Here is a 14320-nt window from a genome sequence, read left to right as displayed (position 1 = left end):
TGCCTACTGTAGGAGCGAGCTTGCTCGCGAAGAACTTGAGTGCGCCGCTGGGTGTCAGACTACCCGCGTCATCGTTCACCACCATCGCGAGCAAGCTTGCTCCTACAGGAGGTATTTCCATGGCAGTTCGTTTGATTAAACCGGCGGTATTTGCAGTGCTCGCCGGGTTTTCCGTGTTGTGGCTCAGCCCTGCAAGCCTGGCGGCCAGTTTTGACTGTGACCGGGCGAAGGCGGCTGACGAGAAAACCATCTGTGCCACGCGCTCCCTGAATGATCAGGACGTGACCATGGCGCTGCTTTATGACCTCAACCGGCACTTCATGGCCATGGGCGGGCGCGGTTCGTTGATGGATGATCAGGCTGTGTGGCTCAAGCAGCGGCATACCTGCGGCGCCCAGGTCAGTTGCCTGAGCAAAGCGTATACGCAGCGGATTGCGATGTTGCGTAGCTTCATTGATGAGCGGGTGATGACGAAGGGACCGTTCTGAACAGGCCGCTTTCTGTAGGAGCGAGCTTGCTCGCGAAAAACCTGAGAGCGCCGTTGGGTGTCAGGCTTCCCGAGTTATCGTTGACGTCCATCGCGAGCAAGCTTGCTCCTACAGAAGCAGGGTGTGCTTGTTCAGGTGTCGCTAGGTTGGATCCGGCGGCCTATTACGTCCATCAGGTCACAGCCATCGCGTAGAGGAATGGCGAGCAGGCGTGCAAAGCCAAACGAATGGGTGACAGCTGTACGCAGGTTGGCGAACCGGGACCGAGTTCCGGCAGACCCCAAGGTCTCCCGCGCACAGCTGCCATAAAGCAGCTTTGCGGGTGCGAAAGTGCCTGCAATCAAGCAGAGTGCTTTCGCATACGGTCAACGGATCGCCAAATCCGATCGCCATGTCGGGCGACCGGCGGGCTATAAGCGCTGCCCTTCAACCCATGCAAGGCAATCGTCGACACGCTATCTATTACAGATCTTGTAATAATTTTAGATTGTAAGAAATTCCTAGTTCGCCTGTACGATTCAAGTCCTTTTTCCACAACAGGACCTACATGAACACCCTCTCGGAGCCTCCCAGTCGTCTTTCCCCAAGACATGCACTGTCGCCGTTCCCGCTGATCGCCTGCCTCCGGGCCAAGCATCCCGTCTTCCGATTGCCTACCCTTACCCGGTCCCTCGACCGTGCGTTGCCGTGCCCGGCATTCTGAAAAACTTGAAGAGATACTGAAAAATGGAATGGTTAGCGGATCCAACGGCCTGGCTCGGCCTGTTGACTTTGATTGTGCTGGAGCTGGTGCTGGGCATCGACAACCTGGTGTTTATCGCGATCCTGGCGGACAAGTTGCCGCCGGAGCAGCGTGACCGTGCGCGTCTGATCGGTTTGTCCCTGGCATTGCTGATGCGTCTGGGCTTGCTGGCAAGTATTTCGTGGTTGGTGACCCTGACCCAGCCGCTGTTCGAGGTGTTCGACAAGAGTTTCTCGGGCCGTGACTTGATCATGCTGTTTGGTGGTGTGTTCCTGTTGTTCAAGGCCACCATGGAATTGCATGAGCGGCTTGAGGGGCATGTGGCTCAGCGCACTGGCAACGTGGCTTATGCGATGTTCTGGCCGATCGTTGCGCAGATTGTGGTGCTGGATGCGGTGTTCTCCCTCGATGCGGTGATTACCGCCGTGGGCATGGTGGATGAGCTGGCGGTGATGATGATCGCGGTGATCATTTCCATCGGCCTGATGATCGTTGCCAGCAAGCCGCTGACCCGTTTCGTCAACGCCCACCCGACGGTGATCATGCTGTGCCTGGGCTTTTTGATGATGATCGGTTTTGCCCTGACCGCTGAAGGCCTGGGCTTCCACATTCCTAAAGGCTATCTGTACGCGGCCATTGGTTTCTCGATCCTGATTGAGGTGTTCAACCAGATCGCCCGGGCACGCCGCAAGAAGTCGGCACAGGGCACGCTGCCGATGCGTGAGCGCACGGCCCATGCGGTGATGCGTTTGCTCGGCGGGCGTAACCTGGCGGTGGAGGAGGTGGGTGACGAGGTCGCCGACCTGCTGGATAACCCTGATGCCACCGGCGGGCCGCTGTTCGACCGGCGTGAGCGGGTGATGATCAGTGGCGTGCTGCAACTGGCTGAACGCCCGATCCGCACACTGATGACGCCTCGGGCGAAGGTGGACTCTATAGATCTGTCGGACGATCCCGATACTATCCGCCTGAAACTGATGCACTCGTCTTACTCACGGCTGCCCTTGATCCGCAACGGTAACGTCGACGAGCCATTGGGCTTTGTGCACAAGAAGGAGTTGCTCAAGGAATACCTGGCCGGTAACGAGCCGAACCTGGAGCACCTGGCGCGCCGGGCGGTCAACCTGCTGGAGAGTTTTTCGATTCTCAATGCCCTGGAGCAGATGCGTCAGGAATCCACTCACATTGCCTTCGTGATCAACGAATTTGGCGACTTTATCGGGGTGTTGAGCATGACCGACATCCTCGAGTCCATTGCCGGTGAGTTGCCGGACGCGAGTGAAGTCGAAGGGCCGGATATCGTTGAGGAGGAGGGTGGTTTCCGGGTCAATGGTGCCTTGAACCTTAACCTGATCCGCCAGCGCACCGGCTTCAAGGCGGTGGCGACGGAGGATTACCAGACGCTGGCCGGTATGGTGATGAGCCTGTTGGATCGCCTGCCGATGGTCGGCGACAGCCTGGAGCATGAAGGCTGGCGCCTGACCGTGGCGGCGGTGGAGGAGCGGCGGGTCACGCAGGTATTGCTGGCGCCTGTTTAGCTGGATAGCATCGCCGCTCACTGAACCGTTAAGTAAGGGTTACCCGAATGACTTTGGACGTGCTTAAGATTTCTGCATTTTGTGACGGTAACCAGGGCGGTAACCCGGCAGGCGTATGGATCGGTGACAACCTGCCGGAGGCCGCAGAAATGCAGCGTATCGCCCACGAAGTCGGGTTTTCGGAAACCGTATTCGCCTGCCCACAGGATGACGGCTGGCGTGTGCGGTATTTCGCGCCGGAGTCCGAAGTCGCGTTTTGCGGGCACGCCACCATCGCCCTCGGCGCGGCCTTGAGCCTGGCGCTGGGCGACGGTGAATTCCACCTGACCTTGAACAATGGCGATATTTCCGTCAGCGGTCGCAGCGAAGGCGACCTGATCGAAGCCGCGCTGCAATCCCCGCCAACCCGCAGCGCACCGGCCAACGATGCGCTGGTGGAGGCGGGCCTGACCTTGTTCGGTTACACCCGCAATGACCTGGACCCGAGCATTCCGCCGGCGATCATCCATGCCGGCATTTCTCACCTGGTGCTGGCCCTCGACAGCCGTGCCAGACTCAGCCAGATGCACTATGAACTGGAAGCCGGTCGCCGCTACATGACCGACGCCGGTTTGGGCACCGTGGTGCTGGTGTTTGCCGAAAGCCCGACACTGTTCCACACCCGCAACCCGTTTGCGGTAGGCGGCGTGTACGAAGACCCGGCTACAGGCTCCGCGACGGCCGCGTTTGCCGGCTATCTGCGGGACCTGGGCTGGCCGCACAACGGGCGCATCGACATCATTCAAGGCGAGGACATGGGCAGCCGTTCGCGATTGCAGGCGCAGATCACCGATGAGAAGGGTGCCTCGATTCGGGTTTCCGGCACGGCGCGGTTGATGTTGGAGGACTGATTCTGGTCTTGGCGAACGTCTCCCTCAGCGTTTTTTCGTCGAACCCCTTCAGCTTATTGATCATCTTGCCATTCTGAAAAACCAGGAGGGTGGGAGTGCCGGTTACCTCGGGATGCCTTGGGGTATGGGCGGTATCGAGCACCAGGCTTTTCACGGTGCGAACGTATTTTCTCGCAAAGCGTTCAAACAGTGGCCCGGCCTCCCCGCAGGCCGGGCAATGCTGCGAAACAAACAGCATAAACACCGTTTTGTGTGCCTTGAGCACCTGCTGATACGCCATGGCATCGGCAATCACCGCCGTTGCAATTCCCATGATGATCTCCTTGAGCGAAGGGCCTGACCCACGCTAATCCCGGCGATCAAAACGGTCTACTGTCAAAACTAACAGGTACCCACCTCCATGTGGTCGAACCGGCCATTGTGGCAAGGGAGCCTGCTCCCGCTGGGCTGCGCAGCAGCCCCCAAGGCTTTCAACGCTCCGCCCGCTCCCGAGCCTTCTTCGCCAATCCCACACACTGCTTGTAATCCCCGTTCTCCTTGGCATCCTTCGCCCGTCGATACCCATGATGATTCTGCGTGGTGTAGTTCGTACTGAACGCCGCCTTGAGCTTGGCCAACTCGGCCTTGCATTCACGGCGGTCATCCTTGGCTAACGCAGTGCTGGCAAACACCACCGACAACAACATAAGGACAAGGCTGATCTTCATCTGAGCGTATTCCTTGGGGAGGGCCGATCATTTGCCAAGCCTAGCCCAGCCGCAGGATTCTTCCATCCAGCACCGCACCGCCTTCGTGCCCGGTAACGAACCGCACCCGCACCCAAATGTGGCCTGTCACCCCGCTGTGTAGCCAACGGTAGCAACCTGATTTCAACCGATGGCCCAACGCCTCATCGCCGATGTAAATCCATCCCTTTGATTTAAAAAGAAATTAATCCCGCAATATTTTTCTGTTACCGCGTATGGCACACTTTCTGCTGTCTATTCCGTTGTTACATACTAAGTTCCGGTATAGCGGAATACACAACCCCTGGAGTGCTTGTCATGCATCACCGACCTTCCGTGTTCAAAGCGTGTGTTTTTCTCTTCGCCGCATCGGCTTCCCTCGCAAGCGCAGTGCAAGCGGCGGACAGCAAGCTCGATACAGTGCTCAAGCGTGGGCACCTGATCGTGGGTACAGGCAATACCAATGCGCCGTGGCACTTCCAGGGAGCGGATGGCAAGTTGCAAGGTTTTGATATCGACATCGGCCACATCGTGGCCAAGGGGTTGTTCAACGACCCGAGCAAAGTCGAATACGTGGTGCAGTCCTCCGACGCCCGGATTCCCAACCTGCTGACCGACAAGGTCGACATGAGCTGCCAGTTCATCACTGTCACCGCCAGCCGCGCGCAGCAAGTGGCCTTCACCCTGCCGTACTACCGCGAAGGCGTGGGCCTGCTGCTGCCGGCCAACAGCAAATACAAAGAGATCGAAGACCTGCAAGCCGCTGGCGACAGCGTCACCGTGGCCGTGCTGCAAAACGTCTACGCCGAAGAATTGGTGCACCAGGCCTTGCCTAAAGCCAAGGTCGACCAGTACGACAGCGTCGACCTGATGTACCAGGCCGTGAATTCCGGGCGTGCCGACACCGCCGCCACCGACCAGTCCTCGGTCAAGTACCTGATGGTGCAAAACCCGGGCCGCTACCGCAGCCCGAGCTACGCCTGGAGCCCGCAGACCTACGCGTGTGCCGTCAAGCGTGGCGACCAGGACTGGCTGAACTTCGTCAACACCGCGCTGCACGAAGCCATGACCGGCGTGGAGTTCCCGATGTACAAGGCCTCGTTCAAGCAATGGTTCGGTGTGGATCTGCCAGAGCCTGCGATCGGTTTCCCGGTTGAGTTCAAGTAATCCGTAAACACTGGGGCGTCGCTGACGGCGCCCCAATCAGGTACTGCTGACCATGAACTATCAGTTGAACTTTGCCGCTGTGTGGCGCGACTTCCCCAGCTTGCTGGCGGGGCTCGGCCTCGGCCTTGAACTGGCACTGCTGTCCATCGCCATCGGTTGCGTGATCGGCCTGTTGATGGCGTTTGCCATGCTGTCCAAACACCGTGCGCTGCGCATCGTGGCCTCGGTGTATGTGACGGTGATCCGCAACACCCCGATCCTGGTGCTGATCCTGTTGATCTACTTCGCCTTGCCCAGCCTGGGGATCCGGCTGGACAAGATCCCCTCGTTCATCATCACCTTGTCGCTGTACGCCGGTGCCTACCTGACCGAAGTGTTCCGCGCAGGCTTGCTGAACATTCCCAAGGGGTTGCGTGAAGCGGGCCTGGCCATCGGCCTGGGCGAATGGCGTATCCGCGCGTACATCACCGTGCCGGTGATGCTGCGCAACGTGCTGCCGGCGCTGTCGAACAACTTTATCTCGCTGTTCAAGGACACCTCCCTCGCGGCCGCCATCGCGGTGCCGGAGCTGACCTATTACGCCCGCAAGATCAACGTCGAAAGCTACCGGGTGATTGAAACCTGGATGGTCACGACCGCGCTCTACGTGGCTGCCTGTTACCTCATTGCCATGCTGCTCCGTTACCTGGAACAGCGTTTGGCGATTCGCCGCTAAGGAGCGCCCATGTACGAATCCCCCAGCTGGCTGCATGAGTTGTGGATCGCCCGGGAAACCCTCTGGGCGGGGTTCCAGACCAGCGTTTACTGCTCGGCCCTGGCCATTATCTTCGGTACCCTGATCGGCATCGTTGCCGGCTTGGTGCTGACCTACGGCAAATTCTGGATGCGTGCACCGTTTCGCCTGTACGTCGATCTGATCCGCGGTACGCCGGTGTTTGTGCTGGTGTTGGCATGCTTCTACATGCTGCCGGCGCTTGGCTGGCAGATCTCCGCGTTCCAGGCCGGTGCCGTGGGCTTGACGCTGTTCTGCGGCTCTCACGTGTCGGAAATCGTGCGCGGTGCATTGCAGGCCATTCCCAAAGGGCAACTGGAAGCGGGCAAGGCCATCGGCCTGACCTTCTACCAGTCTCTTGGCTACGTGCTGTTGCCCCAGGCGCTGCGGCAGATCCTGCCGACCTGGGTCAACTCGTCCACGGAAATCGTCAAGGCGTCCACCTTGCTGTCGGTGATCGGCGTGGCCGAATTGCTGCTCAGCACTCAACAGGTCATCGCCCGGACGTTCATGACCCTGGAGTTCTACCTGTTCGCAGGCTTTATGTTTTTTGTCATCAACTACGCCATCGAATTGTTGGGGCGTTACATTGAAAAGCGGGTGGCGTTGCCATGAACCAACTCTCAAAAGAAAGCCAGCCACTCCTGAACATTCGCGGCCTGCGTAAACAGTACGGCCCGGTGGAAGTGCTCAAGGGCGTCGACCTGAGCATGCAGCGCGGCAACGTCGTGACGTTGATCGGCTCCAGCGGCTCGGGCAAGACCACGCTGCTGCGCTGCGTCAACCTGCTGGAAGAATTCCAGGGCGGCCAGATCACCCTCGATGGTGAATCCATCGGCTACAGCGAGGTCGGCGGCAAGCGCGTGCGCCACCCGGAGCGGGTGATCTCCCAGCACCGCGCGATGACCGGCATGGCGTTCCAGCAGTTCAACCTGTTCCCGCACCTGACCGCCTTGCAGAACGTCACCCTGGGCCTGCTCAAGGTCAAGAAGATGGGCAAGGACGAGGCGGTTGCACTGGCGGAAAAATGGCTGGATCGTGTTGGCCTGCTGGAGCGCCGCAATCACTTCCCGGGCCAACTCTCGGGCGGCCAGCAACAGCGCGTGGCGATTGCCCGGGCGATTGCGATGAACCCGAGCCTGATGCTGTTCGACGAAGTCACCTCGGCCCTCGACCCGGAGCTGGTGGGCGAAGTGCTTAGCGTGATCAAAGGTTTGGCGGAAGAGGGCATGACCATGTTGCTGGTCACCCACGAAATGCGGTTTGCCTATGAAGTCTCGGACAAGATCGTCTTTATGAACCAGGGCCGCATTGAAGAACAAGGGCCGCCGAAAGACATTTTCGAACGCCCGCAATCGCCGCGACTCGCGGAATTTCTCAAGAACATTCGTTTTTAAATCATCACTTCAGGAGATCCATTATGAGCATTACTCGTTACGGCACCGGCGCCACTGCAGGCGGCGGCCAGCCTCGTCCTTTCGCCCGCGCGGTGGAAGCGGATGGCTGGTTGTACGTGTCGGGCCAGGTGCCGGCGGTGGACGGTGAAATCATCACCGGCGGCATCGTCGAGCAGACGCACCAGACCATGCGCAACGTGGTGGCGATTCTCGAAGAAGCCGGCTACGCCCTTGAAGACGTGGTGCGCGTGGGTGTATGGCTGGAAGACCCACGGGACTTCTGGAGCTTCAACAAAGTGTTCGGCGAATACTTCAACCCGGAACACGCCCCGGCACGGGCCTGTGTGCAGGCGAATATGATGGTCGATTGCAAGGTTGAGATTGATTGCGTGGCCTACAAGAAAAAAGGCTAAATGCCCGTCTCTTGAGACCACAGGAGACCAATGTGGGAGCGGGCTTGCTCGCGAAAGCGGTGGATCAGTTGTAGATGTATTCACTGACACACCGCTTTCGCGAGCAAGCCCGCTCCCACAGGGGATCTGTGTTGATAGCTACATCTTCAAACGGGACCGACGACTGCCATGACCGAAGACACCATCAAACGCCGCGCCAAAGGCCTCGACCGGGCGTTCGATATCCTCGATTTCCTCAAGGAAATCGGCCAGCCCCTGCGCCCGAATGATATCGCCAGCGGCATCGGCAGCCCCAAATCCACGGTCTACGAACTGGTGGCCTCGTTGCTGGAACGGCGCATCCTCGAAACCGTCGGCAAGGACGGTCACGTCTACCTCGGCCGTCAGCTGTACTTCCTCGGCCAGGCCCACCTGCGCCATTTTGACCTGACCCGCGAAGCCGACCACGCCCTGCAGGAAATCGTCAGCCAGACCCACGAAACGGCACAGATGTGCCTGCTCAATGGGCGCAAATACACCGTGGCCCTGATGCGCGAAGGCGAGCGGCATTTCCGCATTTCCTCAGACATCGGCGAAAACGCGCCCATCCCCTGGACCGCCTCCGGCCGCCTGCTGCTGGGCCACCTGAGCGACCAGCAAATCATCGACCTGATCGACTACGACGACTTCATCCTCCCGGACGGTCAGCGCCTGCCTCTGGAAACCTTCCTCGGACAAATCCGCCAGGCCACCCTCGACGGATTCTTCTCCTTCGACAGTGTCGCCGACACCTTTACCCACTGCTTTGCCGCCCCGGTTCGGGACGCCCAAGGCATCAGCATTGCGACCCTGTGCATCGTCGCCCCACGGGCCGATGCCCTCAAAAACTACAACGACTATCGCCGGGTACTGATCGAAAGCGCGAACAACCTGGCCCGTCGTATCAACGAATAGGAAATTGCTATGTCTGCCTTCAATGCCGTTGAAAAAGGCGCCGCCCCGGTCGGTGCGCATCTGGTGCGTGACGTCAGCCTGCCAGCCCTGGTGCTGCACCGCGATGCCCTGGAACACAACATCCGCTGGATGCAGGATTTCGTCAGCAACAGCGGCGCGCAGTTGGCGCCCCACGGCAAGACCAGCATGATGCCGGCGCTGTTCCAGCGGCAGATCGAGCAGGGCGCCTGGGGCATCACCCTGGCCAATGCCGTGCAGACCCGCGCCGCGTATGCCGGTGGGGTTCGCCGGGTATTGATGGCCAACCAACTGGTGGGCGCGCCGAACATGGCGTTGATTGCCGACCTGCTGGCCGACCCCGAATTCGACTTCCATTGCATGGTCGACCACCCGGACAACGTCGCCGACCTGGGCTTGTTCTTCGCCGCCCGTGGCCTGCGCTTGAACGTGATGATCGAATACGGCGTGGTCGGCGGCCGCTGCGGTTGCCGCACTGAACAGCAGGTACTCGACCTGGCCAAGGCGATCAAGGCCCAGCCAGCGCTGGCCCTCACCGGCATCGAAGGCTACGAAGGGGTCATCCATGGCGAGCACGCCATCAGTGGCATCCGCGAATTCGCCGCCTCCCTGGTGCGCCTGGCCGTTGACCTGCAAAACAGCGGCGCCTTCGACCTGGCCAAGCCCATCATCACCGCCTCGGGTTCGGCCTGGTACGACCTGATCGCCGAATCCTTCGAAGCCCAGAACGCCGCCGGCCGCTTCCTCAGCGTATTGCGCCCGGGCAGCTACGTGGCCCACGACCATGGCATCTACAAAGACGCGCAGTGCTGCGTACTCGACCGTCGCAGCGACCTCAACGAAGGCCTGCGCCCGGCGCTGGAAGTCTGGGCCCATGTGCAGTCCTTGCCGGAGCCGGGCTTCGCGGTGATCGCCCTGGGCAAGCGCGACGTCGCCTACGACGCCGGCCTGCCCGTGCCGCTCAAACGCTACAAGGCGGGCGTGTTGCCGGCCGAGGGTGATGACGTGACCGCGTGCAAGGTCACTGCCGTGATGGACCAGCATGCGTTCATGGTGGTTGCGCCTGGGGTTGAGCTGCGCATTGGCGACATCATCTCCTTCGGCACATCCCACCCGTGCCTGACCTTCGACAAGTGGCAAGTGGGTAATTTGGTGGATGAGCAGTTGCAGGTGATCGAAAGCCTGCATACCTGCTTCTAACTGTAGGAGCGAGCTTGCTCGCGATGGTCGTGAACGATGACGCGGGGAACCTGATACCCAACTGCGCTTTCGGATTTTTCGCGAGCAAGCTCGCTCCTACAGGATGACGCCCTCCAGTACATCGAGAGCCCCCAGACATGAACACAAAACCCCGCATCGCCCTCATCGGCGAATGCATGATCGAACTGCAACACCGCGCCGAGGGCAGCCTGCAACAAAGCTTCGGCGGCGACACCCTGAACGCCGCCGTCTACCTGCGCCGCGAACTGGGTGAACCCAGCACCGTCGACTACGTCACCGCCCTGGGCGATGACAGCTTCAGCGATGCCATGTGCAAGCACTGGGCTGAAGAGGGGCTGGGCCTGGGCATGGTCCAGCGCTTGCCTGGTCGCCTGCCGGGGTTGTACTGCATCCAGACCGATGCCAACGGCGAGCGCAAATTCCTCTATTGGCGCAACGAAGCCGCCGTGCGCGACTGCTTCACCACACCGGCAGCCGAGCCGATTTTGGCGGCGCTGCCGGCATACGACGTGGTGTATTTCAGCGGCATCACCCTGGCAGTACTGGGCGAAATGGGCCGTGGGCGCTTGCTGGAAACCCTGATCGAAACCCGCCAGCGCGGCGGCAAGGTGGTGTTCGACAACAACTACCGGCCCCGCCTGTGGGCCAGTGTGGATGCGGCGCGTGCGGCGTATCACCGGGTATTGGCCGAGGTGGATATTGCCTTGCTGACCGAAGATGACGAGCGCGCGTTGTTTGGCTATGAGGACAGCGAGCAGGTGTTTGCGGCGTACCCGGCGATTGCCGAGGTGGTGCTCAAGCGGGGCGCGGATGCGTGTTTGATTCGCTGTGAGGGTGAGCGGTTCGAGGTGCCGGCGTTGGTGGTGGAGAAGGTGGTAGACACCACGGCGGCGGGGGATTCGTTCAGTGCGGCGTACCTGGCCAGTCGGCTCAAGGGCGGCTCGCCGCAGGAAGCAGCCTTGGCCGGGCATCGGCTGGCGAGCCGGGTGATTCAGGTGCCGGGTGCACTCATTCCCCGAGACTAACGCTGATCGTTCCCACGCTCCGCGTGGGAATGCAGCCAGGGACGCTCTGCGTCCCAAGAGCGGACGCAGAGCGTCCGGTGAGGCATTCCCACGCGGAGCGTGGGAACGATCAGCCATCAATCCCGGTAAAACACCTGCACCAGGTGATACCCAAACTTGCTCTTGATCGGCCCATGAACCACCTTCACCGGCTTCTTGAAGATCACCGCATCAATCACCCCCACCATCTGCCCCGGCCTTACTTCACCCAAATCACCGCCGCGCTTGGCAGACGGGCAGGTGGAGTACTTCTTGGCCAACACGTCAAACGCTTCGCCCTTGGCAATACGCTGCTTGAGCTGTTCGGCTTCTTCACTGGTTTTCACCAGAATGTGACGGGCTTGGGCTTTCATTGATCGGTCCTGATGTGAAACGGCGCGCGATTATGCCTGAAGTCAGGCCTCTGAGCTGATCATGCTGCGGATTTTGTTAGCCAGCAGGTCAATCGAAAACGGCTTGGCCACCATGTCCATGCCGGCCTCCAGGAACCCCTGGCGCTCGGCGGCTTTCTCGGCATAACCGGTCATGAACAGCACCTTGAGCGCCGGTCGATGTTGCCGGGCAATTTCTGCCAATTGCCTGCCGTTCATCCCCGGCAAGCCCACATCGGTCACCAGCAAATCCACGCGCAAGTCAGACTCCAGCAGCGGCAAGGCCGCCCGTGCATCCGCCGCCTGGTGTGCGGTATAGCCCAGTTCATCCAGCACATTCACCACCAGCATCCGCACCGCCGGGTCGTCCTCGACCACCACCACGGCTTCGCCTTCCAGTGCCACCGGGGCTTCGCCTTGACTGGCGGGCGTGCTGCGCTCCAGGGCCGTGCCATGCAGGCGCGGCAAATACAGGCGCACGCAAGTGCCCTGGCCCGGTTCGCTGTGAATGGTCACGTGGCCGCCGGATTGCTGGGCAAACCCATAGATCATCGACAAGCCCAGGCCGGTGCCCTGGCCGATGGGCTTGGTGGTGAAGAACGGGTCGAAGGCCTTGGCGAGGATCTTCGCGGTCATGCCGGCGCCGTTGTCGCTCACGCCAAGCATCACATAGTCGCCAGCCTTGACCGGCTCCAGGGTGGTGATGTCGGTGCCGTCGAGGTAGCTGTTGGCGGTCTCGATGCACAATTGCCCGCCGTCGGGCATCGCATCGCGGGCGTTGATCACCAGGTTGAGCAGGGCGTTTTCCAACTGGCTGGCGTCGGTGTTCACTGGCCACACGTCGGTGCCCAGTTGCACCTTGAGTTCGATGTGCGCGCCCTTGGTGCGGCGGAACAGGTCCTCCAGGGACGCCACCAACTGATTCGGGTCCACCGGCTTGGGGTCCAGGGATTGGCGGCGGGAGAACGCCAGCAGGCGGTGGGTCAGCGCAGCGGCACGATGGGCCGAGGACACGGCGGCGTCGGTGAAGCGGCCGATCTCGTCGCTGCGTCCGGCAGCGATGTAGCGTTGCATCAGGTCCAGGCTGCCGATGATCCCGGTAAGCATGTTGTTGAAGTCATGGGCGATGCCGCCGGTGAGCTGGCCGACCGCTTCCATCTTCTGGGCATGGCGCAGGGCGTCTTCGGCACGCTCGCGCTCGAACATCTCGTTTTGCAGGCGCTGGTTCGCTTCGGCCAGGGCCTGGGTGCGTTGATTGACGCGCTCTTCGAGGTTTTCGTTGAGGTGGCGCAGGGCTTCTTCGGTCAGTTTGCGCTCGGTCTCGTCGATCACAAAAATGTAGAAACCGTTGACTGAACCGTCAGCGCTGAAACGCGGCAGGTACTTCATCAGCGCGTGGCGGGGGCGGCCATCATGGTGCGGCGTGACGGTGACAAAACTGCAGGCCTTGCCCTTGAGCGCCGCCTCGATCTTGTCGACGCGCCCGGCATAGATTTCGTCGCCCACGACTTCGCGGATGGTCTTGCCGTACAGCTCCTGCGGGGTCATGCCGTACCAGTCCAGGTAGGCACTGTTGTTCAGGCGAAAACGCTGCTCGTGGTCGACATAGCCGATCAGCACCGGCATGGCGTTGATGATCAGTTGCAGCTCGGTCTGGCTTTGGCGCAGGGCCTGCTCAGTGTGCTTGCGTTCGGTCAGGTCGAGGGCGGCGCCGAGAAAACGTGCCGGTCGGCCATGGTGATCCTTGTAGCAACGGCCCCGGGCAAACACCCAGCGCACTTCGCCGTCGGCCTGCAGCAGGCGATATTCCTCGGCGTATTCGGTGCCGTGGGTGATGCAATGCTTGATGCTGCGGGCTACCATGCCACGGTCTTCGGGGTGCACACCTTGCAGGTAGTCGCTGATGGGCAGCAGGCCGGCATCGCAGGGGTCAACCCCATGCAGTTGGGCGAAATGTGCGTCGGCGATAAACCGGTCTTCGCCAATGTCCCAGTCCCAGGTGCCCACGGCGTCGGTGGCGGCCAGGGCCAGTTGCAGGCGCTGCTCGGTGTCGCGCTGGGCCCTGAGGCTGTTTTCGGTGCGCTGCTGGAGTTCCAGGGCGATGCGCCGGCGCTCGTTGGTTTCGATGGCGGTGATCAGGATACCGGCGACCTCACCATGCTCATCGCGAATCGGGCTGTAGGTCAGGTCGAGCCAGATTTCAGTGTCGCGGTGATTGCGTTGCAGCACGAAACGCTGCTCGGTGAACGTGCGCACCTGGCCCGCGAAGACGGCGCTGTAGATCGGATCGGTGAACGGCTTCAGCTCCGGCCAGATCAGGTCGGCAGGCTGGCCAAAGGCGCCAGGATGCTTGTTGCCGGCCAGCATCGCGAAGCCGTCATTGTAGATCTGGGTGAGTTCGGCGCCCCACAGCAACAGCATCGGCATGGGTGAATGGATCACGATGTCGACGGCTGTACGGAGGCTTTGCGGCCAATCAATGGCGTCACCGAGGGGGCTTCGTGCCCAGTCCAGCCGCGCAATCAGTGCTGCGGCCTCGCTGCCGGTGGGTGATACGTTCATGAAAATGCCCTGCGCGTAA

15 protein-coding genes and 1 pseudogene are annotated in these 14320 nt (G+C 60.9%); 11 read left to right on the top strand and 5 right to left on the bottom strand.

The window, feature by feature from the left end; translation table 11 throughout:
• Positions 1–4: 4 nt before the first annotated feature.
• Positions 5–121: pseudogene (locus ACUN0G_RS32060) on the bottom strand (outer membrane lipoprotein carrier protein LolA); the annotation flags it as partial.
• Between ACUN0G_RS32060 and ACUN0G_RS32055 the strand changes: the two are divergent.
• The 3 genes from ACUN0G_RS32055 to ACUN0G_RS32045 all read left to right on the top strand — a co-directional run bounded on the left by ACUN0G_RS32055 (position 120) and on the right by ACUN0G_RS32045 (position 3658).
• Positions 120–488, top strand: coding sequence for a lysozyme inhibitor LprI family protein (locus ACUN0G_RS32055; RefSeq protein WP_445575359.1), 369 nt, complete (start codon positions 120–122; stop codon positions 486–488). The pseudogene ACUN0G_RS32060 and the gene ACUN0G_RS32055 sit on opposite strands and share 2 nt — an antisense overlap.
• A gap of 726 nt (positions 489–1214) precedes the next feature.
• On the top strand, positions 1215–2768 hold the full coding sequence (locus tag ACUN0G_RS32050) for a TerC family protein (protein ID WP_445575358.1): 1554 nt from the start codon (positions 1215–1217) through the stop codon (positions 2766–2768).
• A gap of 47 nt (positions 2769–2815) precedes the next feature.
• Positions 2816–3658 carry a PhzF family phenazine biosynthesis protein gene (locus ACUN0G_RS32045; RefSeq protein ID WP_445575357.1) on the top strand — a complete coding sequence of 281 codons (843 nt, stop codon included), beginning with the start codon at positions 2816–2818 and terminating at the stop codon, positions 3656–3658.
• Here the strand turns inward: ACUN0G_RS32045 and ACUN0G_RS32040 are convergent.
• Entirely contained in the window at positions 3594–3971 is a 378-nt protein-coding gene (locus ACUN0G_RS32040) for a thioredoxin family protein (RefSeq protein WP_445575356.1), read from the bottom strand. The two genes, ACUN0G_RS32045 and ACUN0G_RS32040, sit on opposite strands and share 65 nt — an antisense overlap.
• A 157-nt stretch (positions 3972–4128) precedes the next feature.
• Positions 4129–4365, bottom strand: coding sequence for a hypothetical protein (locus tag ACUN0G_RS32035; protein ID WP_445575355.1), 237 nt, complete (start codon positions 4363–4365; stop codon positions 4129–4131).
• Between the two features lie 336 nt (positions 4366–4701).
• Here ACUN0G_RS32035 and ACUN0G_RS32030 point away from each other — a divergent pair, with 336 nt between their 5' ends.
• The 8 genes from ACUN0G_RS32030 (at position 4702) to ACUN0G_RS31995 (ending at position 11329) form a co-directional block, all read left to right on the top strand.
• A complete protein-coding gene (locus ACUN0G_RS32030; RefSeq protein ID WP_445575354.1) occupies positions 4702–5550 on the top strand; it encodes a transporter substrate-binding domain-containing protein in 849 nt (282 codons plus the stop codon).
• A 52-nt stretch (positions 5551–5602) separates the two neighbouring features.
• Positions 5603–6265 (top strand): amino acid ABC transporter permease, encoded by a 663-nt coding sequence (locus tag ACUN0G_RS32025; RefSeq protein WP_003207993.1) that lies wholly within the window; start codon positions 5603–5605, stop codon positions 6263–6265.
• A 9-nt stretch (positions 6266–6274) separates the two neighbouring features.
• Entirely contained in the window at positions 6275–6937 is a 663-nt protein-coding gene (locus tag ACUN0G_RS32020; protein ID WP_088425241.1) for an amino acid ABC transporter permease, read from the top strand.
• Positions 6934–7719, top strand: a complete 786-nt coding sequence (locus ACUN0G_RS32015) for an amino acid ABC transporter ATP-binding protein (RefSeq protein ID WP_003207998.1) — start codon at positions 6934–6936, stop codon at positions 7717–7719. The genes ACUN0G_RS32020 and ACUN0G_RS32015 overlap by 4 nt, the downstream gene beginning before the upstream one ends.
• A gap of 23 nt (positions 7720–7742) precedes the next feature.
• Positions 7743–8132: a RidA family protein gene (locus ACUN0G_RS32010; protein WP_003208000.1), complete on the top strand. Its 390-nt coding sequence runs from the start codon at positions 7743–7745 to the stop codon at positions 8130–8132.
• Positions 8133–8300: 168 nt separating this feature from the next.
• Positions 8301–9065: an IclR family transcriptional regulator gene (locus ACUN0G_RS32005; RefSeq protein WP_017479820.1), complete on the top strand. Its 765-nt coding sequence runs from the start codon at positions 8301–8303 to the stop codon at positions 9063–9065.
• A 9-nt stretch (positions 9066–9074) separates the two neighbouring features.
• Positions 9075–10283: an amino acid deaminase gene (locus ACUN0G_RS32000; RefSeq protein ID WP_445575353.1), complete on the top strand. Its 1209-nt coding sequence runs from the start codon at positions 9075–9077 to the stop codon at positions 10281–10283.
• A 137-nt stretch (positions 10284–10420) separates the two neighbouring features.
• The gene (locus ACUN0G_RS31995) at positions 10421–11329 is read left to right on the top strand and encodes a sugar kinase (RefSeq protein ID WP_445575352.1); all 909 of its coding nucleotides are present in this window, start codon (positions 10421–10423) and stop codon (positions 11327–11329) included.
• A 116-nt stretch (positions 11330–11445) separates the two neighbouring features.
• On the opposite strand, the gene ACUN0G_RS31990 is transcribed toward ACUN0G_RS31995, so the two are convergent.
• Both ACUN0G_RS31990 and ACUN0G_RS31985 read right to left on the bottom strand, forming a co-directional pair.
• Positions 11446–11721: a peptidylprolyl isomerase gene (locus ACUN0G_RS31990; RefSeq protein ID WP_010173346.1), complete on the bottom strand. Its 276-nt coding sequence runs from the start codon at positions 11719–11721 to the stop codon at positions 11446–11448.
• Between the two features lie 42 nt (positions 11722–11763).
• Positions 11764–14301 carry a PAS domain-containing protein gene (locus ACUN0G_RS31985; protein ID WP_445575351.1) on the bottom strand — a complete coding sequence of 846 codons (2538 nt, stop codon included), beginning with the start codon at positions 14299–14301 and terminating at the stop codon, positions 11764–11766.
• Positions 14302–14320: the final 19 nt, after the last annotated feature.

This window comes from Pseudomonas sp. 32A (assembly GCF_052682255.1).
Note: the sequence above shows the minus strand (reverse complement) of the source record. Positions and strands in the feature narration are given on the sequence as shown.